At 53.0% G+C, this 23,450-nt stretch carries 24 protein-coding genes; 14 read left to right on the top strand and 10 right to left on the bottom strand.

Features of this window, described 5'->3' with window-relative positions; genetic code table 11:
• Window positions 1-101: 101 nt before the first annotated feature.
• Entirely contained in the window at window positions 102-1,571 is a 1,470-nt protein-coding gene (locus DS878_RS10155) for a DASS family sodium-coupled anion symporter (protein ID WP_113815851.1), read from the top strand.
• On the opposite strand, the gene DS878_RS10150 is transcribed toward DS878_RS10155, so the two are convergent.
• A complete protein-coding gene (locus tag DS878_RS10150) occupies window positions 1,510-3,756 on the bottom strand; it encodes a LemA family protein (RefSeq protein ID WP_113815850.1) in 2,247 nt (748 codons plus the stop codon). The two genes, DS878_RS10155 and DS878_RS10150, sit on opposite strands and share 62 nt — an antisense overlap.
• Here DS878_RS10150 and DS878_RS10145 point away from each other — a divergent pair.
• The 4 genes from DS878_RS10145 to DS878_RS10130 are packed head-to-tail and all read left to right on the top strand — an operon-like array spanning window position 3,755 to window position 5,614.
• Window positions 3,755-4,123, top strand: a complete 369-nt coding sequence (locus DS878_RS10145; protein ID WP_113815849.1) for a hypothetical protein — start codon at window positions 3,755-3,757, stop codon at window positions 4,121-4,123. The genes DS878_RS10150 and DS878_RS10145 overlap by 2 nt on opposite strands.
• A 46-nt stretch (window positions 4,124-4,169) precedes the next feature.
• Window positions 4,170-4,775, top strand: a complete 606-nt coding sequence (locus DS878_RS10140; protein ID WP_113815848.1) for a class I SAM-dependent DNA methyltransferase — start codon at window positions 4,170-4,172, stop codon at window positions 4,773-4,775.
• A 52-nt stretch (window positions 4,776-4,827) separates the two neighbouring features.
• A complete protein-coding gene (locus tag DS878_RS10135; RefSeq protein WP_113815847.1) occupies window positions 4,828-5,172 on the top strand; it encodes a PBPRA1643 family SWIM/SEC-C metal-binding motif protein in 345 nt (114 codons plus the stop codon).
• 10 nt (window positions 5,173-5,182) lie between these two features.
• Window positions 5,183-5,614 (top strand): DUF3010 family protein, encoded by a 432-nt coding sequence (locus DS878_RS10130; RefSeq protein WP_113815846.1) that lies wholly within the window; start codon window positions 5,183-5,185, stop codon window positions 5,612-5,614.
• A gap of 36 nt (window positions 5,615-5,650) precedes the next feature.
• Here DS878_RS10130 and DS878_RS10125 read toward each other — a convergent pair whose 3' ends face one another.
• Window positions 5,651-6,094: a YtoQ family protein gene (locus DS878_RS10125; RefSeq protein ID WP_113815845.1), complete on the bottom strand. Its 444-nt coding sequence runs from the start codon at window positions 6,092-6,094 to the stop codon at window positions 5,651-5,653.
• 278 nt (window positions 6,095-6,372) lie between these two features.
• On the opposite strand from DS878_RS10125, the gene DS878_RS10120 reads away from it, so the two are divergent.
• The 5 genes from DS878_RS10120 (at window position 6,373) to DS878_RS10100 (ending at window position 10,718) form a co-directional block, all read left to right on the top strand.
• Window positions 6,373-7,332, top strand: coding sequence for a DnaJ C-terminal domain-containing protein (locus DS878_RS10120; RefSeq protein ID WP_113815844.1), 960 nt, complete (start codon window positions 6,373-6,375; stop codon window positions 7,330-7,332).
• A 15-nt stretch (window positions 7,333-7,347) separates the two neighbouring features.
• Window positions 7,348-7,689, top strand: coding sequence for a chaperone modulator CbpM (locus DS878_RS10115; RefSeq protein ID WP_113815843.1), 342 nt, complete (start codon window positions 7,348-7,350; stop codon window positions 7,687-7,689).
• Between the two features lie 226 nt (window positions 7,690-7,915).
• Window positions 7,916-8,794: a DUF6502 family protein gene (locus DS878_RS10110; protein WP_113815842.1), complete on the top strand. Its 879-nt coding sequence runs from the start codon at window positions 7,916-7,918 to the stop codon at window positions 8,792-8,794.
• The gene (locus DS878_RS10105; protein WP_113815841.1) at window positions 8,791-9,192 is read left to right on the top strand and encodes a hypothetical protein; all 402 of its coding nucleotides are present in this window, start codon (window positions 8,791-8,793) and stop codon (window positions 9,190-9,192) included. Before DS878_RS10110 ends, DS878_RS10105 begins: the two co-directional genes overlap by 4 nt.
• A gap of 44 nt (window positions 9,193-9,236) precedes the next feature.
• Window positions 9,237-10,718, top strand: coding sequence for a DUF5666 domain-containing protein (locus DS878_RS10100; RefSeq protein WP_113815840.1), 1,482 nt, complete (start codon window positions 9,237-9,239; stop codon window positions 10,716-10,718).
• A gap of 144 nt (window positions 10,719-10,862) precedes the next feature.
• Here the strand turns inward: DS878_RS10100 and DS878_RS10095 are convergent, their stop codons facing one another.
• Window positions 10,863-11,834 carry an NAD(P)H-dependent flavin oxidoreductase gene (locus DS878_RS10095; protein ID WP_113815839.1) on the bottom strand — a complete coding sequence of 324 codons (972 nt, stop codon included), beginning with the start codon at window positions 11,832-11,834 and terminating at the stop codon, window positions 10,863-10,865.
• 125 nt (window positions 11,835-11,959) lie between these two features.
• Between DS878_RS10095 and DS878_RS10090 the strand changes: the two genes are divergently transcribed.
• From DS878_RS10090 to DS878_RS10080, 3 genes are all read left to right on the top strand, one after another.
• Entirely contained in the window at window positions 11,960-12,694 is a 735-nt protein-coding gene (locus DS878_RS10090) for a DsbA family protein (protein WP_113815838.1), read from the top strand.
• Between the two features lie 109 nt (window positions 12,695-12,803).
• On the top strand, window positions 12,804-13,820 hold the full coding sequence (locus DS878_RS10085; RefSeq protein WP_113815837.1) for a rhodanese-related sulfurtransferase: 1,017 nt from the start codon (window positions 12,804-12,806) through the stop codon (window positions 13,818-13,820).
• A 40-nt stretch (window positions 13,821-13,860) separates the two neighbouring features.
• Entirely contained in the window at window positions 13,861-14,592 is a 732-nt protein-coding gene (locus tag DS878_RS10080; RefSeq protein ID WP_113815836.1) for a YdiY family protein, read from the top strand.
• A 9-nt stretch (window positions 14,593-14,601) separates the two neighbouring features.
• Here DS878_RS10080 and DS878_RS10075 read toward each other — a convergent pair whose 3' ends face one another.
• The 3 genes from DS878_RS10075 to DS878_RS10065 are packed head-to-tail and all read right to left on the bottom strand — an operon-like array spanning window position 14,602 to window position 18,850.
• Window positions 14,602-15,549: a YbgA family protein gene (locus DS878_RS10075; protein ID WP_113815835.1), complete on the bottom strand. Its 948-nt coding sequence runs from the start codon at window positions 15,547-15,549 to the stop codon at window positions 14,602-14,604.
• 11 nt (window positions 15,550-15,560) lie between these two features.
• Window positions 15,561-17,795, bottom strand: a complete 2,235-nt coding sequence (locus DS878_RS10070) for a glycosyltransferase (protein WP_113815834.1) — start codon at window positions 17,793-17,795, stop codon at window positions 15,561-15,563.
• The gene (locus tag DS878_RS10065; protein WP_113815833.1) at window positions 17,792-18,850 is read right to left on the bottom strand and encodes a YbhN family protein; all 1,059 of its coding nucleotides are present in this window, start codon (window positions 18,848-18,850) and stop codon (window positions 17,792-17,794) included. The genes DS878_RS10070 and DS878_RS10065 overlap by 4 nt, the downstream gene beginning before the upstream one ends.
• A gap of 135 nt (window positions 18,851-18,985) precedes the next feature.
• On the opposite strand from DS878_RS10065, the gene gloA reads away from it, so the two are divergent.
• Window positions 18,986-19,534, top strand: coding sequence for a lactoylglutathione lyase (gloA, locus tag DS878_RS10060; protein WP_113815832.1), 549 nt, complete (start codon window positions 18,986-18,988; stop codon window positions 19,532-19,534).
• Window positions 19,535-19,543: 9 nt separating this feature from the next.
• On the opposite strand, the gene DS878_RS10055 is transcribed toward gloA, so the two are convergent.
• From DS878_RS10055 to DS878_RS10040, 4 genes are read right to left on the bottom strand one after another with little or no spacing between them, the layout of a single operon-like run.
• Complete coding sequence (locus DS878_RS10055) at window positions 19,544-20,491, bottom strand: DMT family transporter (protein WP_113815831.1); 948 nt, start codon at window positions 20,489-20,491, stop codon at window positions 19,544-19,546.
• Window positions 20,488-21,141 (bottom strand): lactate utilization protein C, encoded by a 654-nt coding sequence (locus DS878_RS10050; RefSeq protein ID WP_113815830.1) that lies wholly within the window; start codon window positions 21,139-21,141, stop codon window positions 20,488-20,490. Before DS878_RS10050 ends, DS878_RS10055 begins: the two co-directional genes overlap by 4 nt.
• A complete protein-coding gene (locus DS878_RS10045) occupies window positions 21,138-22,574 on the bottom strand; it encodes a LutB/LldF family L-lactate oxidation iron-sulfur protein (protein ID WP_113815829.1) in 1,437 nt (478 codons plus the stop codon). Before DS878_RS10045 ends, DS878_RS10050 begins: the two co-directional genes overlap by 4 nt.
• Window positions 22,571-23,350 carry a (Fe-S)-binding protein gene (locus tag DS878_RS10040; RefSeq protein WP_113815828.1) on the bottom strand — a complete coding sequence of 260 codons (780 nt, stop codon included), beginning with the start codon at window positions 23,348-23,350 and terminating at the stop codon, window positions 22,571-22,573. Before DS878_RS10040 ends, DS878_RS10045 begins: the two co-directional genes overlap by 4 nt.
• Window positions 23,351-23,450 lie beyond the last annotated feature (100 nt).

Here is a 23,450-nt window from a genome sequence, read left to right as displayed (position 1 = left end):
CAGCAAAGTGCGTCAAGGCATAGCCTATCGTTGTTCCTGCCTGATTCAAATCAATTGATTGGAATAGTGTCATTTGCCAAAACTATCAAAGGATTGTTGTGATGCCATCAGCTACACCTGATTTCCGTCCATGGCCGGCGCTTGTTGCGATTTTCATCGGGGTTGCGATCTGGTTTATCCCCACGCCTGAGGGTGTGTCAGCTCAGGGCTGGCTGATGCTGGCTATTTTCGTGGCGACGATTGCAGCCATCATTGGCAAGGCGATGCCGATTGGCGCTATTTCCATAGTGGCGATTACGGTGGTAGCTGCCAGTGGTGTGACCAGTGACAACCCGGGTACGGCAATTCGTGATGCTCTGGGTAGTTTCAGCAACTCGCTGATCTGGCTTATAGCTATAGCCATCATGATTTCCAGGGGGTTGATCAAGACCGGGCTCGGAGAGCGGATTGGTTACTATTTTATTGCCATGTTTGGTAAACGGACGATTGGTATTGGTTATGGTCTGGCCCTTTCGGAGCTGGTTATAGCGCCGGTTACGCCCAGCAATACAGCTCGTGGGGGAGCCATTATTCACCCGATTATGCTGTCCATTGCAAAGAGTTTTGGCTGCACGCCGGACGATGGCAATACCAATAAGATTGGTAAGTATCTTGCGCTGGTTAACTACCATGCCAACCCTATAACCTCTGCTATGTTCATTACCGCCACTGCGCCTAACCCGCTAACCGTGAAATTAATCGCTGATGCTACGGGAGCTGCAATCAGCCTGAGCTGGACGACCTGGGCCCTTGCGATGCTTTTGCCAGGCGTCGTGGCTATTGCTCTGATGCCACTGGTGATTTACATGATGTACCCGCCGGAGATCAAATCGACTCCGGATGCGGTGAACTTTGCCCGTGAGCGCCTCGAAAAACTGGGAAAGCTCACGCGCGATGAAGGCATCATGCTCGGTGTATTTGTTGTTTTGCTATTGTTATGGGCAGATGTACCGGCGTGGATTTTGGGTGCTTCGTTCAAACTGAATGCAACCACGACAGCCTTTGTGGGTTTGTCGATCCTGTTGGTTACGGGTGTATTGAACTGGAAGGATGTACTGTCCGAAAAAAGTGCCTGGGATACCCTTGTCTGGTTCGGCGCACTGGTGATGATGGCCTCTCAACTTAACGAGTTGGGGGTAATTGAATGGTTCTCGGGCGCTATCCAGAGTGGCATCGTCAGCACGGGGCTGGCGTGGCCTGCCTCCACCGCGCTCCTGATTCTGGTGTTTCTGTATTCCCACTACTTCTTTGCCAGTACCACAGCCCATATTACCGCCATGATGGGGGCCTTTCTGGTGGTTGGCCTCAGCCTGGGTGCCCCGCCCATGGCTTTCGTGCTGATGATGGCTGCCACCTCATCCATTATGATGACGCTAACCCATTACGCCACGGGCACATCGCCAGTTATCTTCGGCTCCGGCTATGTCGGGTTGAGTGAGTGGTGGAAAGCCGGATTTATAATGAGCCTGGTCAATCTGACCATTTGGGTAGTCGTTGGCGGCCTCTGGTGGAAGTTGCTGGGTTACTGGTAAATTGCCTGAACCGGAACAGCTTCGCCAGAATCAGGTCCGGAAAGGACTGGATGCGGGTGTTGTAGATCATCACGCTTTCGGTGTAGCTGTTCCTTAGCAGCGCCAGATAGTTCTCTGTCTCATTCATTATGTTCATAAACCTGCTGATCACGGTGTTGTTTTTCAGGTCCGGGTAGCCCTCTATCCGGGCCAGTAGCGTTGTGGTTACCTGTTTTTCAACACGTATCAGTTTGTCCATCTGTTCTACAGAATTCACTTCCACAGGGTTGGCGTTTCGCAGGCTGGCAATGGCCTGGAGCAGGGTTTTCTCATGCGCCAATGACGCTGTTACCACTTTTTCAAGGTTGGGCCACAGGTCATGGCGTTGCTGGAGTATGGTGTCGATGTTGGCGCGGGCCCTGTCGACACGGTTTTTCAGGAAAACGATATCGTTATAGTGCAAAACGCCCAGGTAAGCACAGAGTACCAATGGCACAGCCAGAGCAGAAAACATAAGGTTGTCCGGGCTGAAACTGCCGTCAGCAGCCAGCAGGACAGTAGCGGAAAACAGGAACAGGCCAAGGCTCACGGCTGTGCCCGTCAGGCCGCCGGCACCTTGTGAAAGTATGATGTCTTCTTCCTCTTTCGTGGAGATAAGAAAGGGGGAGTCTCCATCCTTTTGCATGGCCAGACGGTCCGGCTGCTTACGGTCGAGTCCCGCAAACCCAAGGCAATAAACATTGACCAGCGTGTCCAGAAACCGGACGGTATAGCGTTTATTGTCACGGATTTCTGAGTGGTGTTTCGGATAGGCGATGCGGGCACCCTCGGGATAGACCAATACCCGGCCTTCGTTGTCTTCCAGCCAGAAGGGTACCCGTTTTTCCTGGTGTTCTACGGTATGCCACTTTGCGTCTTTCCCGGAGCCCCGTTTCTCTTCAACTGTGTAGTCGTAAGCCACGCATTTCTCGTTGCGAAGCGGGTCACGAATCGGGGGGAATGCATCATCCACATCTACCATCGCCTTCAGTTCAGAAAGCCCGAAACTCAGACCTTCGGTGCTTGAGGTAGGTACAGCTTCTATCAGACGCTTCAGTTTGACAGTGCGTAATGCGACCAGAATGAGCATGATGGCCAATACTGAACTTGCCGCTGAAAGCCCCATGCTTGTCCACGCATGTTGAAACCTGATATCCGGCTGGCTTTCAACGATTTGTCTCGCTTTTTCTGCAGTGCTGGTATCCAGTTCCGGCATGGGCAGGCGCTTTTCGACAAGGGCTCTGTATTTCCACCGGTCAAGCCATCCGCTGGTACTTTCTTGAATTAGCTGTCGCAAGGCGCTTAGATCCGCAAGTACAAGTGGGGTGTTCTCGCCTTGGTCCGCGCCAGCGTTGAGGTATTGATAGCGGGATTCGTAAAGTGTGGCGATTCCCTGCCATTCCTGGTTCAGCCTGGTTACGCCCAGAACAGATAGAGTTCCCGAGACGGCCAGGCTCATTATCCACACGTACACCCAGAAGCGGTGTATTTTTACGGCTATCAGCAGCAGGGCCACGCCCAGAGCCAGCAAGCCGGTGGCAATGGAGATCCTGATAGCAGCACTGAACAGTCGGCCCCCTCCGTCAATATCCAGTGTGAAGCCTGAAACCAGCGCTGGCAGACTGAAGTCTTCCAGGCCGGTAAACACCATTTTCTTGTTCTCGTGATCATAGCGCCCGATTACCCGCAGGTTCTCGCCAGGCCTCAGTGCCCATTCCGAGTAGATCTTGTTTCCGCTCCGCGAACTGTAGGTGCGTTCAAGGTTCCACTCAATCTCTGACAGGTCATGGCCTGGTGCAATGGTCACCTTGCCGCTGGGGTCTTGTATCAGAAAGTCCACGCCCTGCTGCCCGGATTCGAGTGTTCGCCTGCGTAAGTCGCCGTCTGAATCCCTGTATTCCTCCTCAAGCTTGTAGCGATAGTAAAGGGCTTCGGAGCCGGAGTAGGGTGTGATCAGTATGTCTGGAGCTTTTTCGGCTTCGCCGGCAATGACATAGGGCCCTCTGGTCAGTGCTGCAATGGGGGTTTGTGGCATACGTTCCATCTGGCGCGCATGGCTAAGCTCGTCGAGCCCGGTTTGCATGAGGTAATACGAACCCGCCAGACAGGCCAGCCCCAGCAGCGTTATAATGATTTGTTTACCACTTAGTCCCATAAAGGCTTTCATGAAATTCCCGGTTGTTACTGTCGCTCTGGTTTCTGCCGCACTGGTGTTTGTTCTCTGGGATCAGTCCCGTGAGCAGCCGCAAGTGGCTGGTGCTGAAAGGTTCACCAACCTGGAATCCAATCCCGTTGAGCTTGGTATGGCGGCGGATTGGATTATTACGCAGGTGCCTTCTCTTTGCGAGAAAGCCACAGGTCGGGCAGATGGGTCTGAAGCATATGCCACTTGTGTCAGGAAGGCTGAGACGCGCACATCCACTTGCAGGCGAGGGGTATACGACCGCTTTCCGGACACAGTATCTTCGGATGCAGTTTTCCGGGACCTTTCGATCACGTTGATTAACTGCCTGGTGCCTGATGCGTTGAGCTAACCTCCCCCCCCCGGGTATCAGAGAATACTGCACATTCGAGGTGTTTATGAGTAACGATTTTTTTGCCCACAAGGCTCAGGTATACGAACAAAGCCCTGCCCGTGTCGATAATGTAAGCAACATCGCCAACACCATCCTTGAAAAGGCGGAGCTTGTGCCGGCTATGCACCTGCTGGATTTTGGTTCCGGAACAGGATTGTTGCTGGAACGCATTGCGCCTCATGTGAAAAAGATCACGGCAGTGGATATCTCGCCGTCCATGAACAGGCAGCTGGCGGAGAAGCAGGGCAAGCTGGCTTGTGAGCTGGAGATTCGGGAGCTGGATCTGGAGAAACAGACGATGGAGGAGCGTTTCGATGGTGTCATATCCTCCATGACCATGCACCACGTACGTGACGTAGAATCCATGTTCAGGCGTTTTTATGAGTTGGTAAAACCCGGCGGGTTTATTGCCATATCCGATCTGGATAAGGAAGACGGCTCTTTCCATACCGAAGACACAGGGGTATTCCATTTCGGGTTTGACCGGGGGGAGATTGCCTCTGCTGCCAGGCAGGCCGGCTTTGACGATGCAGAGGTGGTGTCTGCGAGTATGATTGAGAGGGAAACTGGCAACTACCCGGTGTTTTTGCTGATCGCCTCAAGGTGCTAGCCGGTGGTATTCTAGTCGCTCCTTTCCTTCTCCCATACCTCGGGATCCCAGTATGTCAGACAAATTTTTTTTCAAGGGCCGGCAGGATGCGCGCCAGCATCACACGGCCTATGGCGGCTTTCAGACTAACGCCAGCAAGAAAAGTGGTAGCAAGAAATTTCCGTTGAAGCTTGTGGTTACCAGTAAAGCCCGCAAACAGCAGATTGAAGCTTTGGTAGCAGATGCTCAGTTGTACGCAGACATTACGCTTGATACCAGCGAGGGCTCTGTTGAGTCTGTTGCTGAGCTTACGGCCATGCTGAATAAGGGTGGCACAGTCACACAGGTAAAGCTGCCCTCCAGGAACGATCCCTGCAGTTGCGGTAGCGGTCTTAAATTCAAGAAGTGTTGTGCCTAGAGGTGTGGCTATGCTTATTTGTGGTGTTGAACTGAGCGGCAGTGATGCGGTGGTGTGTTTGCTGAGCCTGGATATGGGGCAGTTCACCTTGCCGGAGACCAGGGTCCGCAAAATTACGCTCAGGAAGAATCACTCGCGCGAAGACCTGCAACAGTTTCAGGCGTCTTTTGCGGAGTTTCTGGCCGGGCACGGTGTAAAAAAAGTTGCTATCAAAGAGCGCATGCCTAAAGGCAAGTTTGCTGGCGGCGCGATCAGTTTCAAGATGGAGGCCGCTATTCAGTTAATGCCTGATACTGACGTTGAGGTTGTTCTGCTTTCGCCAGCTACCATCAAATCGACGCTGGCCTCCAGTCCCATGCCTGTTCCATTTTCAGAGACTGGCCTGAAGGTGTTTCAGGAAACCGCGTTTGTTTCAGCTTATGTTGGCCACCTGGCGAAATAGCAATTGCTGCTATTTCACCAGACGGCCGGTCTGCTCTTACTGTGCTGTTGTAATGTACTTCAGAATCTCAACAACCTGCTCGGGAGTCTGTGCCCAGGCCATGGCGGATGCGTCTACTTCCTTCAGCGGGTGGATAATGTCATCGGCGTGCAAAGTGATGTAAGGCGTGCCCATAGCGGCACAGAAGCCGGCATCAAAAGCAGCGTTCCACTGTTTGTACTTGTCGCCGAAGCGGATAATGGCCAGATCACACTGCTCCAGTAGCGTTTTGGTGCGAATGCCATTGACTTTGGATGACTGGTGATCCCGCCAGAATGCAGTTTCCGGTTTGCCCAGTATGTCCCCCGCCGCATCGCTGGACTCGTGATCGGTGACAGGCGATGTGAATTCCACAGGCAGCCAGGCGTCTTTTGCCCCGGCCTGAATCTGCTCACGCCAGTCGGTATGGATTTCGCCAGAGAGGTAAACAGTCCAGATCATGGAGTTTTCCTGAAATTAGATGGATAAGATAGGTTCGAGCTTTGGAACCCTATCACAGCTCGCCGGTTTACAGAATCTCGGCAGGTTGAATGCCCTCGTTAACAGCCATATTCGCCAGCTCCGCCGGTGTTTCCGGTTACCCTTTTCTTCGAATATCTGCTTTAGCTCAAGTCAGGGCTATTATATCTGCGAAAGCACAGGCTTAAGCTTGTATTTCCACCATTTGCGCCGATTATATATAACCAGGGAACAATCTTTGACTAGATGCGAGGAGTTCAATGGATTTCAAAGACTATTACGCCGTGCTCGGTGTGAGCGAGTCTGCCTCCCCCGAGGAAATCAAAAAATCCTACAGAAAACTGGCCCGGAAGTATCACCCGGATGTCAGCAAAGAGGATGATGCCGGCGAGAAGTTCAAGGAGCTTGGCGAGGCCTACGAAGTATTAAAGGACCCGGAAAAGCGTGCAGAATACGACCAGTTGCGCAAGTACGGTCCCCAGGCTGATGGCTCCTTCCAGCCGCCTCCGGGCTGGCAGAGCGAATCCGGATTTGGCGGTGGAGGTTACACCGATGCGGATTCCCGGCAGTTCAGTGACTTTTTTGAACAGATGTTTGGTGGTGGTCAGGCTGGCAGGCATAGTGCTGGTGGTTACCGGCGCAGCGTGCGCATGCGCGGTGAAGATGTTCTCTCCCGGTTGCCATTGTTTCTGGAAGAAGTATTTAATGGATGCGAGAAGCAGGTTTCCTTCACTGTTCATGAGGCCGATGACAAGGGCCGCATAATTGCACGTAAGAAAACCCTGAAAGTGAAAATTCCCGCTGGCATGCGTGAAGGGCAGCATCTGCGCCTGAAAGGACAGGGTTCCCCGGGTATCGGCGGTGGTGAACCCGGCGATTTGCTGATTGAAGTCGAGTTGGCGCCTCATCCGCTGTTCAGTGTTGAAGGCAGGGATATTGTCCTGACTGTTCCGGTGACTCCCTGGGAAGCAGCTTTGGGTGCGACAATCATGGTGCCGACTGTCGGTTCCAGAGTGAATGTAAAAGTGCCAAAAGGAACCTCCTCCGGTCGCAAGCTTCGACTCAAGGGTAAAGGGCTTCCTGGAAAACACCCGGGTGACCAGATAGTTGTTCTCCAGATTGCCATACCGGAGCAGCATTCCGCGGAGGCAGAAAAACTCTACGAACAGCTCGCAGAAGCCGAGAAGAACTTCGATCCACGCAGCAAACTCCATCTGTGAAGGGGAGAGTAAGGGATGAGTGATAAAGACAGTATTCTGACCGTTGAGGTAATGGACTCCGATGGCAGCACCTATACCCTTCACGAGGTGTGCGAGCGGGGAGAGTGCCACGCGGAGTTTGTAATCAAGCTGGTGAATTACGGCATTATTACGCCGGTAGAGCCTTCAACCGAGGCCCGTCAGTGGCAGTTTGATGTGGCGGCACTTGCCCGCCTGCATAAAGCCCGGCGCTTGCAAAGAGACCTGAAAATGAATCTTCCAGGGCTGGCCATGTCACTGGAGCTTCTGGATGAAGTTCAGGAAATGCGCCGGGAAGTTGCACGACTCAACCACCGGTTGCAGCAACTGATAGACTAACTCTTGGCCGGGGGAGCCGCTCCCCCGGTTTTTTGCTTTTGCCGCCCCCGGCTTTTCGCAACTCTTCTCTGTTCTCTCCGTCAGTATTCCATGCATTCCGGGATCGCCATTGCGTCGCAGTCAAAGACTTTGGCTTGCCTGTCTTCCTGGGCATTCTGAAGTTTTCCCTGGATTACCTCGCACCATCTATGGCTATATACCTTAATATGGGAATATAATCCCAAATATGAGTGAGCCGCATAACACGACACTACATAAGGCCTTGTTCCGCATTTTGCGACCTCTTGCGAGGTTGCTATTGCGAAACGGTATCCCGTATGGGGAGTTTGCCGAACTGGTAAAACGAGCCTATGTGGAAGCGGCTATAGAGGATTTCCCTGTCGGGAGGCGGAAACCTACAGATTCCGGTGCGGCAGTGATGACCGGGTTGACGCGCAAGGAAGTCAAACGTCAGCGCGAGATTCTTGCAGGCCAGCATCTGGAGAAACTCGAGGTTCTGCACACCAACCGTGCGTCCCGCGTTGTTTCTGGTTGGGTGCACGACCCGGCTTTTCAGGATTCGGATGGCCTCCCCGCAAAGCTTGCACCTGACGGAGTTCAGGGTTTCAGCGAACTGGTGAAAAAGTACAGCGGAGATATGCCCCCGCGTTCAGTGCTGGACGAGTTGGTGAGGGTTGGGATGGTATCGATGGATAGCGATACCGGCAAAGTGATCCTTATAAAACGAGCTTATGTGCCGGCCGAAGACAGCAAGGAAATGTTGCAGTTTTTTGGTGAGGATGTATCAGATCTCATAGCCACAGTGGATCATAACCTGGTGTGTGGTCAAGACGGCGGACAGCCCTTATTTCAGCGCACATTGACGTATAACAACATTCCTCCGGAAGTCATGGATGAGTGGCGTGCGCATGCAGCAGAGCAGTCGCAGGCTTTACTGGAAAAAATGGATTCCTGGCTCGGACCAAAAGATCGCGATGTGTCAGGTAGTCAGGTTGATGGATCAACAAAGGAATCGTTCAGAACAGGCGTCAGTGTTTTTTATTTTGAAGAAGCTCCTTCAGTAGAAGCGCGCTCAACCGCTTCAAAAAAAGAGAGGTCAGTATGAAGCCCAACAGCCAGCCGCAATTTGTTTGTCGTTGGGAGCCTACCGAGCTTGCGAACGCTGTGTTATCCGCTGCTGGCCGAGAAGTTGTGAGCTACTGGATCAGTGCCTTGGCGTTTCTTGATGAAAATCAGCATCCGGTTTTGCTGGCGCTGTCCGGCCAGAGTGAACCCACCTTCCGCGAACTTGTGCAGTCAGTAAACCCGGATTTCGCTCCATCGGTAGTTCTCAATGAGTTGCTGCGCAAAGGCGTTGTCGAGCAGTTGGACAGTGGCCATGTTCTGCTCCGACGAAGCACCTATGTTCATGATGTCCCCGGGGTGGACATATCGCCTGGCGTCAGACGCCGCAGGCGTGGTTCCGAACGGGGTTCAGACGGGCGACATAGAGATGAAACCTGATGTCAGCCCAGGCTGTCGTGAAGCTACCCGAAACGGAGAGAGTAATGCAACCAATACCCCGTAAACCCCAGGTTTCCATCTTGGCAGCTACACTGACTTTTTGCCTGATTTCTGCCTGTGATAGCGGTGGCCTCAGCATTGCAGATGGCGGGATTCGAGGCACAGGCTCCAGTGTCGGGCCGGTTTCCGGGTTTGGTAGTGTGTTTGTGAATGGCGTTGAGTTCTTTACTGATGGTATTCGGGACAGAAAAGTAGAAAGCAATGACGGTATTGATTCTGAAAGTGACCTCAGGGAGGGGATGATTCTCAGGATAGACGGTGAGTGGGGTCTGGATGGAACTGGTACAGCGAGTTCCATGTCCTACGATGACACATTGCGAGGCACGGTTTCGGAGTTACAGCTGGATTCTAAAGGCAGGGCTACCTTCGAGATACACGGCCAGCAGGTTATTGCTGATCGGCAAACAGTCTTTAAAGACCAACCCCGGGCCAGGCTGAAAAACGGGGATTTCGTGAGAATAAGTGCATGGAGGACGTCTGATGGAATTTTCCGTGCGAGTTACATTGGTTTCAACCCTTGGGCGTTTGGTGAAAACGCTATAGAGCTGGAGGGTCTGGTGGATTCCGGTTCACTGGAGGCTGATCAGTTCACAATGAATGGATTGGTCATCAGGTTCGATGAGTCCAGCTTTACAGAAGGTTTTACGTTACAGGACCTGAAGCCCGGTATGTATGTTGAGGTTGAAGGCAGTTTGGATTCCTCGGGTGATGCAGTCATAGCTGCACAAATTCAGGATGATGATTTCCGACTCTATCTGCCGTCAGATCATAGTATTGATATGGCAGGGCCTGTGTCGTCGGATTTCAGTCCCGATGATAGAACCTTCGGGCTTAACGGACTGACTATCCGGGTAACGGATGAGACCAGGTTAAGTGACGTTGCGCTGGAAGAGCTGAATCAGGGCTTGCTTGTTCAGGTTGAGGGAGACTTTTCCGGGGGCGACCAGGTTCTCGCTGACGAGATTCATACTCTGGACAGCGATGCGGCAATCTCCGGCAGTGTTGATACAGTGTCTGTAGACACAGGCCGTCTTTCCATCGGTGGAGTAGAAGTTCGTATAACGCCTAGAACCATAATTACTGATGATGATACCGAGAATACGTTGACTATTTATGATCTGGTGCCGGGTACAGGTGCAGTACTGGTTGACGTTTCGGGGCTTCAAAAGGTGGATCGCAATGGTGTTGTTTATGTTGAGGCCATTCAAATAGAGCGGGAACTCCAGGTTGAGCCGGATGGTACGTATGGGATTGAGGGCATCTTGACTCAGGACGGGCTGTTGTATTCTTCGGTTACCCTTCTTGGTGTCACTATCGATGCAAATGACGATGTGTTTGAGACTGTTTCCCGTGACCAGTTGGAGGCACTTCTTCAGAGCGAGGAAACGGTTGTCGTTGAGGTCGAGTACAGACTAAAAGACGATACTACTGATCAGTATGAAGCATCCAGTATTGAGCTGGACTGATTACAAAACCAAATATAGATGTGTCCTTTCCGACTCGGGTTGTGCCATACATATGAGCCCCTTGCTTCGCAGGGGGCTGCGGCGACCAACCGGCTGACATTGAACGCCGCAACAGCGGCGGCTGGTGAGAGGAAAGGAAAAGCGTCAAACGTCCGGATGTAATCGGGACAGAGCGCTACGGTATTCCTCCGTCAGGCGGGTTACAAGATCACTGACTGTCAGGATATCGTGGATCTGGCTGACCCCCTGGCCGGCGGACCAGACGGTTTTCCATGCCTTCGCTTCGTCAGCCACCGGCTTGAGCTTTTCTCCGTAGTTGATTTCGCCAGCCTGGTTCAATTTGTCCATGGCGAAGCCTGCAGCCTCCAGGCTTTGCCGCATGAAGTTCGCAGGTATGCCGGAAACTGCCGGGGTATGGATGATGTCGTCGGATACCGATTCAATAATCATATTGCGATAGGCATCTTCCGCCCGGGATTCGGTGGTGTTGATAAAACGCGTACCCATATAAGCCAGATCTGCGCCAAGGGCTTGCGCTGCCAGAATGTCTTCGCCGTGGGAGAGGCCGCCGGCCAGCAAAATGATGCCATCAAAGACTTCACGTAATTCATGAACCAGAACAAAGGGGTTGATGGTGCCTGCATGCCCCCCGGCTCCGGCAGCAACCGCGATAATTCCGTCTACACCGGCCTCGGCCGCTTTACGCGCGTGTTTCTGGTTGGTTACATCATGGAATACTACTCCGCCGTAACTGTGTACGGCATCTACCACCTGACTGGCAGCGCCCAGTGATGTGATGATAATGGGCACCTGATGCTTTACGCACAATTCAAGATCGGCCTGCCAGCGTGGATTGGAGCGGTGTACGATCAGGTTGACAGCGTAGGGTGCGATACTGGATTCCGGGCGTTCTTCTTTCAGCTTCCCGATATTCCCATTCATTTCAATCAGCCAGTCCTCAAAACCTTCGCTCGTACGCTGGTTCAGAGCCGGGAAGCTGCCAACGATACCTTCCCGGCAACAAGCAAGTGCAAGCTCGGGGCCAGAGATCAAAAACATTGGAGCTGCGACCAGGGGGAGGCTGAGAGAATCCTTGCGAAAAGCGGGAAGTGACATGAGATCGCCTTTTTTTATTGGAACTTTTGTAGGGTATAAAGGATCTTAGACTGCCTGAGTGATGGTGGAAACGTCCACCTGCATAAAATTATCGAATTATGTCGTAAAACAAAAGGAATCAGAGGATGGGTGAAGCAAAGCGTCGCAACCGGACCGGAGTCCCGCAGCCGCGAAAAAATAACTCGCGAAAGCCGGTGGTAATCGGTATCAGTGTGCTGGTTTTGGCGGCTATTGTTCTGGGGGCCTTTTTTCTTACAGCCGGGCCCACGCCAACCTCCGGCGATCTGCCGGTAGCTGCGCCAAATGCGGAGCCGTTTCCTGAGCAGCTGGATCAGTATGGCGTTTCTGTGGGTGCTGAGGATGCCCCGGTGGTTGTGCGGGAATTTGCAGATTTTCAGTGCCCGGCCTGTGGTACGTTTTCCAAGGCCAGCAAACGCCTGAAACAGGAATATGTAGAGACAGGGCAGGTTCGCTTTGTGTATTTTGACATGCCGCTGCAGCAGCACCAGAATGCGCTTCCGGCCGCCCAGGCGGCACGCTGTGCCGGTGACCAGAACGCCTATTGGGAAATGCACGAACGCCTTTATGATTCCCAGTCTGACTGGAGTGGTTCAAACGACCCTGTCAGTACCTTTACCCGTTATGGTAATGATCTGGGGCTTGAGGAGCGCCGCTTCCAGCGTTGTATGACCACGGAGTTGCATCGTGAGGCTGTTGAAGAGAGCCGTCGTGTGGCCATGCAGTTGCAGGTGACCAGCACACCCACTGTGCTGGTGGATAACATTCGCCTGACCCGTCCGGGCTGGGGCCAGCTTTCTGCTCTTGTGGAGCGTGAACTTTCCCGCATCGGTCAGCCCTGACTTGAACATAAGCCAGAGTGGGTTAAAATCGGCGCCTTCTCTGGCTTAACCCCTCCAGATACATAAACCCATGCTCCGGATTTACGATCCGGCCTGCAGGAGAATCCTCATGAGCAACAATATTGTTGTCTGCGCACTCTATAAGTTCGCCGTTCTGAATGATTACAAAGACCTTCGCCAGCCGCTGCTGGATACCATGTTGGCCCAGGGTGTGCATGGCACTTTGTTGCTGGCCCGGGAAGGAATTAACGGTACGATTGCCGGAAGCCGCAGCGGTATCGATGCGGTGCAGGCATGGCTGGCCCTCGACGAGCGTTTTGCCGGCATTGATTACAAAGAGTCGTTTGTCGATATTCAGCCGTTCAAGCGCACCAAAGTGAAGCTAAAGAAAGAAATTGTCACTATGGGTGTTGAGGGTATTGATCCGAAGCGCATCGTCGGCACCTATGTGGAGCCCACTGAGTGGAACGATCTGATTTCGGACCCCGACGTGATTCTTGTGGATACCCGTAATCAGTACGAAGTGGAAATCGGTACCTTCAAGCACGCGATTAACCCGGCGACAGATACTTTCCGTGAGTTTCCGGAATACGTGAAGCAAAACCTTGATCCGGCAAAACATAAAAAAGTTGCCATGTTCTGTACCGGAGGTATCCGGTGCGAAAAATCAACGGCCTACCTCAGGGAGCAAGGGTTTGAAGAGGTTTATCATCTCAAGGGTGGCATTCTGAAATACCTGGAAGAGGTGCCGGAAGAACAGAGCCTGTGGGAAGGTGAATGTTTTGTATTTGACGACCGGGTTACGGTCAATCATCGTCTGGAGCGGGGCGGCTATGATCAGTGCCATGCGTGCCGTCGTCCAATCACCGATGCTGATAAACAGCACCCCGACTATCAACAGGGAGTTAGCTGTCACCGGTGTATTGATTCTCTGAGCGACGAGCAGAAAGCGCGCTTTGCGGAGCGGGAGAATCAGATGCGCCTGGCGGAAGCTCGCGGGGAAGCCCATGTAGGCAGTGAGGCCGCCCGTATTATCGCCGAACGCAAAGCGCGGAAAAAGTTGGAACGTGAACGCCAGGCCGAGAAAAGCCTGAAGGGTGAGCGTAAGAACGCTGCCATTCGTTAACCAGTGTAAAAACGCTTAAACCAGTTAGTAAGGAGCTTTCATGAGTTTCAGAAAAACCATTGCTTTTATTGCCATTGCCGCATCACCACTGGTCTACGGCCAGGAAGCGAAAGACTGGGAAGGCGAGGCGGAACTCGGCGTACTTATCACCTCTGGCAATACTGAAGAGACCAACGTCAATGGACGTCTGGGCCTGGTTCATGAAGTGGTGGACTGGCGTAACATTGCCGAGCTCAGCTCCAATTACTCCGAAGCTGAGGATCAAACCACGGCGGAAAAGTATAAAGGTTCTGTGGAAACCAACTACAAGTTTGACGATAGCCAGTACTGGTTTTTGCGTGGCAGTTATGAGAATGACCGTTTTTCCGGATACGATTTCGAGTCTGCTGTAACCACTGGTTATGGGAACCGTGTCTGGCAACGTGGCGAGCGTTCATTTCTTGATCTGTCGGCGGGTGTTGGTTATCGCTACAACAAACTGGAAGTCGTAAATTCTGATGGTGAAGACGCCGAGAAGGAAGCTATCGCACGGCTGGCCGCCCAGTTCGACTATGAACTTTCTGATAATGCACTGTTTCACCAGAAACTGAGCACGGAAATTGGGCTCGAAGAGAACAATGTGATCAGCCAGTCCGAGACTGCAATCAAAGCCAACATCGTAGGCAACCTCTCGATGAAAGCTGCCTACCGTGTGAAGCACGTATCTGATGCTCCGGCAGGCACAGACTCTACGGATACCGAGACAGCTATAACCCTGCTTTACGGTTTCTGAACAGAATCTCTAGACTTTGTTTCTGAGCCCCAGCTTATCCGGGTAGGGGCTCAGATACTGTTGCAGCTTCAGATAATCCGCGGGTTCCCTGCGCTGGGCCATTCTCAGTAAGGTCATGGGCACAACCAGTGGAACTTCCTCGCGGCCATAGGCTTCAATCTGTTCCATCAGTACCTTGCGATCCTCGTCTCCTATGGCGTCTCGCAGGTAACCCATCAGATGTTGCATCACATTAATGTGAGAGCCCCGGCTTACTGTCTTCGTCATAGCCTCCATAAACGCTTGAATATAGCGGCCGGAGATGGTTTCGAGTGCGTCCGCTTTAAGATCGCCAAGCATGGGGCCTAGCTGTCTGTAGATCTTTTCAGAGTGCGCCAGCAGCTGGAATTTGTGTCGGGTATGAAACTCGATAAGCGCTTTTGCCGTGAGGTTTTCGCCCGCAACGTTCTGGGCCCAGTCGTCATAGGCGAATACCCGCTCAATGAAATTCTCCCGGATTGCGTCGTCGTTCAGGCGGCCTTCTTCTTCAACAGGCATCAACGGGTAGTTGCGGATCAGCGCTTCAGCAAACATGCCTCGGCCGTCACGTCGCACCACCTGACCCCCGGGATTGTGAACCTTGATACGTTCCATGCCGCAGCTGGGGGATTTGGCCATGAGAATGTAGCCCCGAAGATCGGACAGGTCCGGCAATATCCTGGCTGTGAATTCCTGCATGGCATCTGTGTGATCTGCAGAGCCCTTTACTTCTGTCAGGCGGATGCCGTCCGGGTATTCCCGCAAATGAATAGCGGGGCGGGGAACGCCCATGCCCGCTTCCAGCTCGGGGCATACAGGACGGAAGTCAAAATATTGTGCCAATACCTGTGTGCAGTATCGTGAATGTTTGTGGCCGCCGTCATGGCGAACTTCTTTGCCCAGCAGGCAGGTGCTGATTCCTACAGGAATGCCGCTCACGCATCTCTCCGTTATGATGGCTTGTTGTCCCGGTGCTTATCCCAGAGTGCCAGAGTAGTAGCGTAAATCTCGCGTACATCCATAGCAAACTGTTCAACAGAAAAATCCCTGGCAAACTCCATAGCCTGCCTCGAAAGCGTGTGTCTCAGGTCATCATCTTCCAGTAAGCGCTTTACATGCAGGCACCACTGATCCTGTCTTTCCGGGGTTTTGAAACCGTTGTATCCGTGGCGCACCACATCGTCAATGCCGCTGGAGCGCACTGCGACCACAGGAAGGCCTGCGGCCATGGCTTCCAGAATGACCATGCCCTGGGTTTCAGACTTGGATGCAAACAAAAAGGCATCGCCGAGCCGGTACCAGACAGCTATATCATCAGGCGATACTGAGCCTGCAAGTGTGATATGCGCTCCCAGTCCCAGCTCCCGGATCTTGTCCTGAAGGCGCTCTTTCTGATGGCCTTCGCCAATCATCAGGAAGTGAAACGGTTTGCTTGTTTGCTGGCGTAGCGTATGGATTGCATCGATCATGAAGTCGATATTTTTCTCGTTCGACAAACGCGATACGCTGATGAAAATCACCTCGTCTTTCAGTTTCAGGGTTTTGCGAAGCTCTGCAATTTCACCGGCTGTTACAGCCTGAATACGTTTGAACTCGATTCCGGTGGGCTGGATGAAGGTGGGCGTCTTTACGCCGATCATCCGGAGGTATTCCTCGGTTGAATAGGTGGGCACGATAACGCCATCGCATTTATTGGCGAAGCGCTTTATCAAAGCATGGGAAATGAAATTCCGGAAGATCATGCCCGGCAATGGCACAAAGTGAGCGTAGTGTTCCAGCCTGGTGTGGTAGGTGTAGATGGCTGGTACTTTGAGCCTGCGGGCCATGAACAGCCCGAGAGAACCCAGCCAGAAGGGGTGATGCAGATGAATAATATCCGGATGGAACGCTCGTACCCGTTTGCGAATACGGTAAAGAAAAATGTTGGCCAGCCGGAATTCACGTTTTTCGCCCAAGGCCAGCAGGGACGGCACCCGTAGTACATGTTCCTCAACTTCTGGCTGATCCTTGTAACGTGGCGCCACGATTAACAGCTTATCCCCCAGGTTTTCAAGGCCTCGCCGAAGACGGGCGATGGAAACAGGGACGCCGCCAATAAACGGCAGATAGTTGTTGGTGAACATTGCGACTCTTAACGGTTTTTCCAGCCAGGGTGCCGGGTCAAGATCGTAGTCGGGGTAGTAGTCCTTGCCGACAAAAATAAGGGTGTAGAGTTTGATCGTTATGGCTGCGAATACTGCCACAATCAGAAGGAAGTTGAGGTACCCCGTATAGAACAGGGAATAGACAAAAAACCAGAGGCTTTCCAGACGTTTGAGGGCCGGATGCTGGCCAACTTCAAGGCGCTGAAGACTGTGGCTGACCTTGCCATCAGGGCTTACGCTCACCTGCACGTAGTGATAAAAACTGGTCTCATTATTCAGTATCAATCCGCCCGCACCGCCTGTGGTAACGAACACTGTATTTCCCAGTTGCCTTTCTGAGTACAGTGAGAGGTTGGCAGAGAAAACCATGTCGATACTGTGTTTTTCGGTGGCTTGCAAAAGAGCGCTTCGGAACTCCGGCGGCGCCAGATAATCTCCAGGCTGGTCAAACAGAGCGTTTTGTGAGGGTTTCAGTGGAGGATGCCCTATAAACAGGATTCTGGCTTTTGAGGTGTCCTGGCTAAGCAGGTCATCCAGCCACCGGATCTGCCACTGCCAGGGTGTTTTCCCGGTACTGTCGAGAAAGATGAGCCTGCTGCTACCTGCCTGAATACTGAAAAAGTGGGGGCCGAAGTGATCGTAAAAGCGGTAGCTGCCAAAATCCTCGTATTCGTGGGCGCCGAATGTCAGTAAGTAAGGAATGCTGAGGTGACTGAGCGTCCCGTAAAGGGCCCGGTATTTGTCTTCGCCGCCGCCACTGACCGCATTGCCGGCAGAAACCAGGAAATCCATTCCTGAAGCATTCAGCTCCGGAATAATGCGTTCTTCAAAAATGCCCACAGAGTTGTTGATGTTGCCCACTACAGCGAAGCTGAACGGCTCTGTAGCTGATATATCATGATGAATGCGTTCCACTTGTCCTGTATGGACGCCAGCGAAGTCTTTGATGAAAAAGTTCAGGTAAGCCTTGTAACTTACCAGCAATATGACGATCAGCAGGCAAAGATAGAAGAGTAGCTTTAACGGGTTGCGGAATGTCATCCTGGTTTCCTGCGGTTCTTAATAAGTTCTCTTTGCAGAACGACCAGGCCGATGATCATTCCAAGGTAAATAGTGATCAGGCGCCAGCTTACGATAACCAGAATCAGGTGATTTCCTGAAAGCATACTGCTGAAAAAGCTGCCGAACACACCTTCGGAAATACCAGAAGCGCCGGGTGTCGGTGAGAAGTACATAATAAATGTTGTCACAACCAGCAACCCGACTGATACCAGATAATCAACATGGTAGCCCAGGCTATAGATGAGCAGAGCGGGAAAACTGAACAGGCTGAGAAGGAATACAGCAGTGAACACAACTGACAGAATTACAAAAACCGGCCCGCCCCTGAGATAATCGCTGAAGCTGTATGAAAACCGCATCATTTCCCGTTTTGCCTTGAACTGCCAGTGTTGATGGCGGGTGTCGCTTATGAAATGCCATCGGTTAAATGTCCTGAGCAGGAAATTGAGTGGGCATATCAGCCAGTGGGTGCGGAACAGCAGAATTATGAAAAAGCTCAGGTACAGCAGAATGAAAATGGCCAGCGCAAAGCCGATATCACCTGTAATCGTCTGGTCATCAAAGGCATCCAGAGTGAGCAGGAAGACCGGAGTAAGTGAGAAAATGAACAGCACCGCCAGAACCGTGCGTATGGTCGTAGCGGCTGTGGCCCGGCCCACTGGAACTCCATGGCGGTGCAAATACCAGATCTGTGCAAAGCCACCGCCGGTTGCCATAGGAGTAATGTTGGAAAAAAACAGGTTGATAAAAACCAGACGAAATATCACGACGAACGAAAGCCGGTGGCCCAGGGCCCTGAGGGTGAAGTACAGGCGTAAACCATCGGAAATCAGGTACACGAGCAGCAGGGCAGTAATTGCAAAAAGAGTCCGGGGAGCTACCAGTCGGGAATCGAAACTGATACTGCGGCCGGCGAACTGATCGTACACGGCGTAAAGTCCTGCTGCAGTGAGTGTTATAAACAGCAGGCTGAACAGTGCAAGACGTCGAGCGGAGGCTCGTTGCTGGTAGCTGGTGTCTGTATTATCAGTCATGGGCTTCCCGTCAGAATCAGATGGGCAGTCTACAGGACATCAGCAACCATAAACCAACATGCAGGCCGATGGCTGGCATCCAGTTCCGACGCAGATATACTGTCCGAATTTTTAACACCGAGAAAGGAAAATTCCATGCCCAAGCATTTTGAGCAAGCACCAGGCCTGTATGAAGAGCCTGTTCCGGAAACGGAAGGTTACGTATTTAACCAGACCATGTTGCGTATCAAGGACCCTGAACGCTCCATGGACTTTTATACGCGGGTAATGGGGATGAGGCTGGTGCGTAAGCTGGACTTCCCGGAAATGAAGTTCACGCTCTATTTCCTGGCTTACCTTGATGACCAGCAGGCAGGGCTTGTACCGGCGGACAACGCTCACCGAACCACTTATACGTTCGGGCGCGAAGCGATGCTGGAGCTGACTCATAACTGGGGTACGGAAAATGACGCCGGCTTTGCGTATCACAATGGCAATGATGAGCCCCAGGGTTTTGGTCATATTGGTATTGCAGTGCCTGATGTTTATGCAGCGTGCGAGCGGTTTGAGAACCTGAAGGTTGAGTTTGTCAAAAAGCCTGACGACGGCAAAATGAAAGGCCTCGCTTTTATCAAGGATCCGGATGGGTACTGGATCGAGATATTGCAGCCGGACATGCTGGAAAAACAGCGTAAGAACAGCTGATCAGACGGACTATGCGGCGTCGTCTTTCGAGGCGGCATCGGGCGTTCCTCCATAGCGTGAAGCCACAACTACCGCTACTGTGAGTATCAATGCACCGGCAATGCCAACCGGCCCAAGGATCTCATCCAGAAAGATCCAGGCAAGCAAGGCAACAAACAGTGGCTCCAGCGTGACGATAATGCTGGAAAGCGTGGCTGGAGTTGTTTTCATACCGGCGAAAAAGCTCACGTATCCGATACAGGTGGGCACAATGCCGATAAAGGCAACCATCAGCCAATGCTGGAGCTTGAGCTTGCCGATGCCTTCGAAACCACCGCCGAGTAGCACTACAGGCAGCAGGATCAGCGCTGCTGTGAAAAAACAGATAAATGCGGTGGTAAAGACCGGTGTGTCCATGGAGCTGTAGCGACTGGTCAGGGTGAATCCTGTATAGACAACGGCTGCGAGGAGCGCCATGAGTATCCCCGCAAGGCGCAGGGTACCACTGGTATCCATGTCGCTGAGCACAAGCATGGCTGTGCCGATCACGGCGGTGATCAGTGCCATGATGGTCAGCAGCCCGGGCTTTTCTCCCAGTAGCGGAGCTGCAAGCAGAGCTACAAGAACCGGAGGCAGGCACAGCGCAATGAGCGTGGCGATACCTGCACCGGTCAGGTCCACCGCAAGCAGGTAGCTACCCTGATAAATCGCCTGAAAGAATCCAAGTGCAGCAAGTGGAGCGAAGGATTTCAGGTCAAGTTGCCTGAAGGGTTTGCCTGGAGCTTTGGTACCGAGGTTGTCGCCCAGCCGTTGTTCTCTGCGCATCAGCAGCCAGAAAAATGGCAGGGCTACAGCCAGCCTGAGAAAAGCCAGAGTGGTGGCTTGCAGCTCAGTTCCGGTAAACAGAAACTTTGCAACGATCCCCGTGGTCGCCCAGAGCAGGGCTGCCAGGGCGATTAGCAGGGCGCCTCGAATCATTCGATAACCAGTACGATCAGTTCTTTGGGGCCGTGAACACCGTATGCCAGAGTCTGTTCAATGTCGGCGGTTTTTGATGGCCCGGAGATTAACAGAGCGTTTGTTGGCATGCCAGACATCCAGTTTTGCACGCGCATTGCCTCATGAAATGTTGTGTAAAGCTCTGAGGCTTTCAGTACGGCAACATGGATGGGAGGGACGAGGCTCATGAGGCGGGGTTCGTCTGGTGTTGGCCAGAGGATCAGTGAGCCTGTTTCGGCAATGCCGCCCCGGGTGGAGGTGATGCTGGCATCAACATTGTTGAACAGATGGGCCTGCCAGCTTACAACGGGTTCGTCATAGATGAGCAGCTCGGGCAGGTCATCCTGCCCGGAATCACGTAATGCGTGCCCGATCTGGTGGGCTGCGGGTATGAGCAGGTTGCGGGCACCACGGGATGAAAGAATTCCGGCAAGCTGCGCGACCCAGGACTCTGGTGTGCACCGGTGAACCTCTCCGTGCACCGACTCTATGGTTCTCTGAAACTGCTCAACGCGTTCTGCTACTGATGAAGATGGTCGCTCCAGCACAGAAAAATCGCAGTCCGGTCTGTGCAGTTTGCCGCCGCTGCGCTCGCGCAGGCGCTGTAAGATGGTGTCCCGGGAATTCATTGGCTGCGCTCCTTCATGCGTTCGTGGAGTGTTCTGGCAGCAAGTTTCGGTGCTGTCCGGTAGCGCGTCCAGCCACCAAGTTTTCCAGGTTGTAGCTTGCGCAGGCGTGATGCCACTGTGGTGCCGAACCGGTAGGCCCCGGGGCGGGCATGCATCCAGCTCCAGCCCTTCCAGACCAAGGCTTCCAGAGCGTTACGCTTTGCGCCGTGGCCACGCACTTTGGCAGGGTTCAGTTTGTCGCCATCTACAGATTCCTGGCGCAGGCGAACCAGTAAATCCGGTATCGGAATTTTGACAGGACAGACTTCACCACAGGCGCCGCACAGACTTGAGGCGGAGGGTAAATGCCGGCCCTCATCCAGACCTATAAGATGCGGCATCAGAATTTTGCCGATAGGGCCGGGGTAAGTGGTGCCATAAGTGTGCCCACCCACGCGGGTATATACCGGGCAATGGTTCATGCAGGCGCCGCAGCGAATGCAGCGCAGGGTGTCCAGCAGTTCGTCATCCTGATAGATCGATGACCGACCGTTGTCTACCAGCACAACATGGACTTCTTCAGGGCCATCGAGCTCATCCGGTTTGCGGGAGCCGGAGATCATGTTGAAGTAGGTGGTGATGTGCTGCCCTGTTGCCGATCGCGTCAGTAGCGCCAGAAGAGGAGCTACGTCTTCGAGGTAACCTACTACTTTCTCTATCCCGGTAACGGCAATATGACAGGGTGGGACTGTGGTCGTCATACGCCCGTTGCCTTCGTTTTCTACCAGGCAAAGAGTGCCGGTTTCGGCGACCGCAAAATTCACACCTGACACACCTACATCCGCATTCATAAACTTCTCACGCAACTGCTGGCGTGCGCTGGCGGTCAGGTATTCCACATCGTTAGAAAGATCGGTGCCGGTTTTTTCATACATCAGCTCAGAAATTTCACCGGTATTCTTGTGAATCGCAGGCATGATGATATGGGAGGGCGTTTCGCTGGCAAGCTGCACTATGTATTCGCCCAGATCTGATTCCAGAGCTTCAATGTCGTGGTCAGCAAGGTAATGGTTCAGCTCCATTTCCTCGGTGACCATGGATTTGCCTTTGATCACTGTTTTGGCATTTCGGGCGACGCAGATGTCCCGAATAATCCGGCAGGCTTCATCACCGTCGATCGCCCAGTGTACGTTGACACCATTGTCGGTAAGTTTTTTCTCAAGCTGTTCGAGCAAGTCGGGCAGGTCAGCCAGTGCCCGCAGGCGGATATTTGCGCCCAGCTCTCTCAGCGCTTCCAGATCCCAGCCTTCGAAGGCATCCTTACGCTTGACGATCAACCCGTCCATGGCCTTGCGGAAGTTCTTCCGTATTTTCGGGTCTGCAATAGCTGTGCGTGCTCTGGAGTGAAACTCCCTGACGTCTATATGCTGAGGAGTCCGGGTTGTCTGGTTCATGACTTATCCCCTTGGCCTGGATTCGTTCGCTCCCAGAGAAAACTCAGGATATGCTGGCCCGACAGGGGTTTCTGGTTTTTCTCGGCAAACCCTGCAATGTTCATCAGGCAGCCGCAGTCTGTTGTCACGAATGCTCCGGCGCCAGTATCGGTTAGCGTGTCCACTTTCTCGCTGACCATTGCCCCGGAAATTTCCGGATGGCGTACCGCGAAGGTGCCTCCAAAGCCACAGCATTCTTCTGCCCGCACCTGTTCAATCAGGTTTACGTTATTTAGCTGACCGATTAACCGGGGACCTACCTCTGCAATGCCCATCTCACGACGGGCGGAGCAGGAAGTATGCATGGCGACATTGGTGGGCTCGCCCAGATCTTCCAGTCTGATGTGACAAACATTCAGAAGGAAATCTGTAAGCTCCCAGGTTCTGGCGGCAATTCCGGCAGCTTTCGTTTCCTGATCGGTATGTTTGAAAAGGCCAGGATAGTGTTTGCGCATCATCCCGCCGCATGAGCCGGAAGGCACTACAATGGGCCAGTCTTCCGGAAACAGGTCAAGCTGGGCTCTGGCAACGGCCCTGGCGTCATCATGATAGCCGGATGTATACGCCGGTTGACCACAACAGGTCTGGTCTTCGGGAAAGATAACCCGGATGCCTTCACGTTCCAGCAGCTGTATGCCGGCCATGCCCGCATCCGGGTAGAACATGTCCACCAGACAGGTCGCGTAAAAATAAACGTGGGAGGGTTTTGGCGGGTAAACCTTGATGAGATCAGCCATGTTGTGCCACTCGAGCCGGTTAGAATTGTTGTCCGGTAATCATAGGGTGGCTGATGGAAGGTTGCCAGACGATTTTTATGAGGGCGTGGTGTGCAGCGGC

This window comes from Marinobacter sp. F3R11 (assembly GCF_003318275.1).
GTDB lineage: Bacteria > Pseudomonadota > Gammaproteobacteria > Pseudomonadales > Oleiphilaceae > Marinobacter.
This window is presented reverse-complemented; position numbering and strand designations above follow the sequence as displayed.

What these genes read in the sequence shown, in the direction of transcription:
- DS878_RS10070 (WP_113815834.1), bottom strand. Translation starts at nt 17,795, where the DNA reads ATGACATTCCGCAACCCGTTAAAGCTACTCTTCTATCTTTGCCTGCTG.
- DS878_RS10095 (WP_113815839.1), bottom strand. Translation starts at nt 11,834, where the DNA reads ATGTCACTTCCCGCTTTTCGCAAGGATTCTCTCAGCCTCCCCCTGGTC.
- DS878_RS10080 (WP_113815836.1), top strand. Translation starts at nt 13,861, where the DNA reads ATGAGTTTCAGAAAAACCATTGCTTTTATTGCCATTGCCGCATCACCA.
- DS878_RS10115 (WP_113815843.1), top strand. Translation starts at nt 7,348, where the DNA reads ATGAGTGATAAAGACAGTATTCTGACCGTTGAGGTAATGGACTCCGAT.
- DS878_RS10100 (WP_113815840.1), top strand. Translation starts at nt 9,237, where the DNA reads ATGCAACCAATACCCCGTAAACCCCAGGTTTCCATCTTGGCAGCTACA.
- DS878_RS10055 (WP_113815831.1), bottom strand. Translation starts at nt 20,491, where the DNA reads ATGATTCGAGGCGCCCTGCTAATCGCCCTGGCAGCCCTGCTCTGGGCG.
- DS878_RS10145 (WP_113815849.1), top strand. Translation starts at nt 3,755, where the DNA reads ATGAAATTCCCGGTTGTTACTGTCGCTCTGGTTTCTGCCGCACTGGTG.
- DS878_RS10065 (WP_113815833.1), bottom strand. Translation starts at nt 18,850, where the DNA reads ATGACTGATAATACAGACACCAGCTACCAGCAACGAGCCTCCGCTCGA.
- DS878_RS10120 (WP_113815844.1), top strand. Translation starts at nt 6,373, where the DNA reads ATGGATTTCAAAGACTATTACGCCGTGCTCGGTGTGAGCGAGTCTGCC.
- DS878_RS10135 (WP_113815847.1), top strand. Translation starts at nt 4,828, where the DNA reads ATGTCAGACAAATTTTTTTTCAAGGGCCGGCAGGATGCGCGCCAGCAT.
- DS878_RS10085 (WP_113815837.1), top strand. Translation starts at nt 12,804, where the DNA reads ATGAGCAACAATATTGTTGTCTGCGCACTCTATAAGTTCGCCGTTCTG.
- DS878_RS10130 (WP_113815846.1), top strand. Translation starts at nt 5,183, where the DNA reads ATGCTTATTTGTGGTGTTGAACTGAGCGGCAGTGATGCGGTGGTGTGT.
- DS878_RS10040 (WP_113815828.1), bottom strand. Translation starts at nt 23,350, where the DNA reads ATGGCTGATCTCATCAAGGTTTACCCGCCAAAACCCTCCCACGTTTAT.
- DS878_RS10125 (WP_113815845.1), bottom strand. Translation starts at nt 6,094, where the DNA reads ATGATCTGGACTGTTTACCTCTCTGGCGAAATCCATACCGACTGGCGT.
- DS878_RS10150 (WP_113815850.1), bottom strand. Translation starts at nt 3,756, where the DNA reads ATGAAAGCCTTTATGGGACTAAGTGGTAAACAAATCATTATAACGCTG.
- DS878_RS10045 (WP_113815829.1), bottom strand. Translation starts at nt 22,574, where the DNA reads ATGAACCAGACAACCCGGACTCCTCAGCATATAGACGTCAGGGAGTTT.
- DS878_RS10155 (WP_113815851.1), top strand. Translation starts at nt 102, where the DNA reads ATGCCATCAGCTACACCTGATTTCCGTCCATGGCCGGCGCTTGTTGCG.
- DS878_RS10090 (WP_113815838.1), top strand. Translation starts at nt 11,960, where the DNA reads ATGGGTGAAGCAAAGCGTCGCAACCGGACCGGAGTCCCGCAGCCGCGA.
- DS878_RS10110 (WP_113815842.1), top strand. Translation starts at nt 7,916, where the DNA reads ATGAGTGAGCCGCATAACACGACACTACATAAGGCCTTGTTCCGCATT.
- DS878_RS10050 (WP_113815830.1), bottom strand. Translation starts at nt 21,141, where the DNA reads ATGAATTCCCGGGACACCATCTTACAGCGCCTGCGCGAGCGCAGCGGC.
- DS878_RS10105 (WP_113815841.1), top strand. Translation starts at nt 8,791, where the DNA reads ATGAAGCCCAACAGCCAGCCGCAATTTGTTTGTCGTTGGGAGCCTACC.
- DS878_RS10140 (WP_113815848.1), top strand. Translation starts at nt 4,170, where the DNA reads ATGAGTAACGATTTTTTTGCCCACAAGGCTCAGGTATACGAACAAAGC.
- gloA (WP_113815832.1), top strand. Translation starts at nt 18,986, where the DNA reads ATGCCCAAGCATTTTGAGCAAGCACCAGGCCTGTATGAAGAGCCTGTT.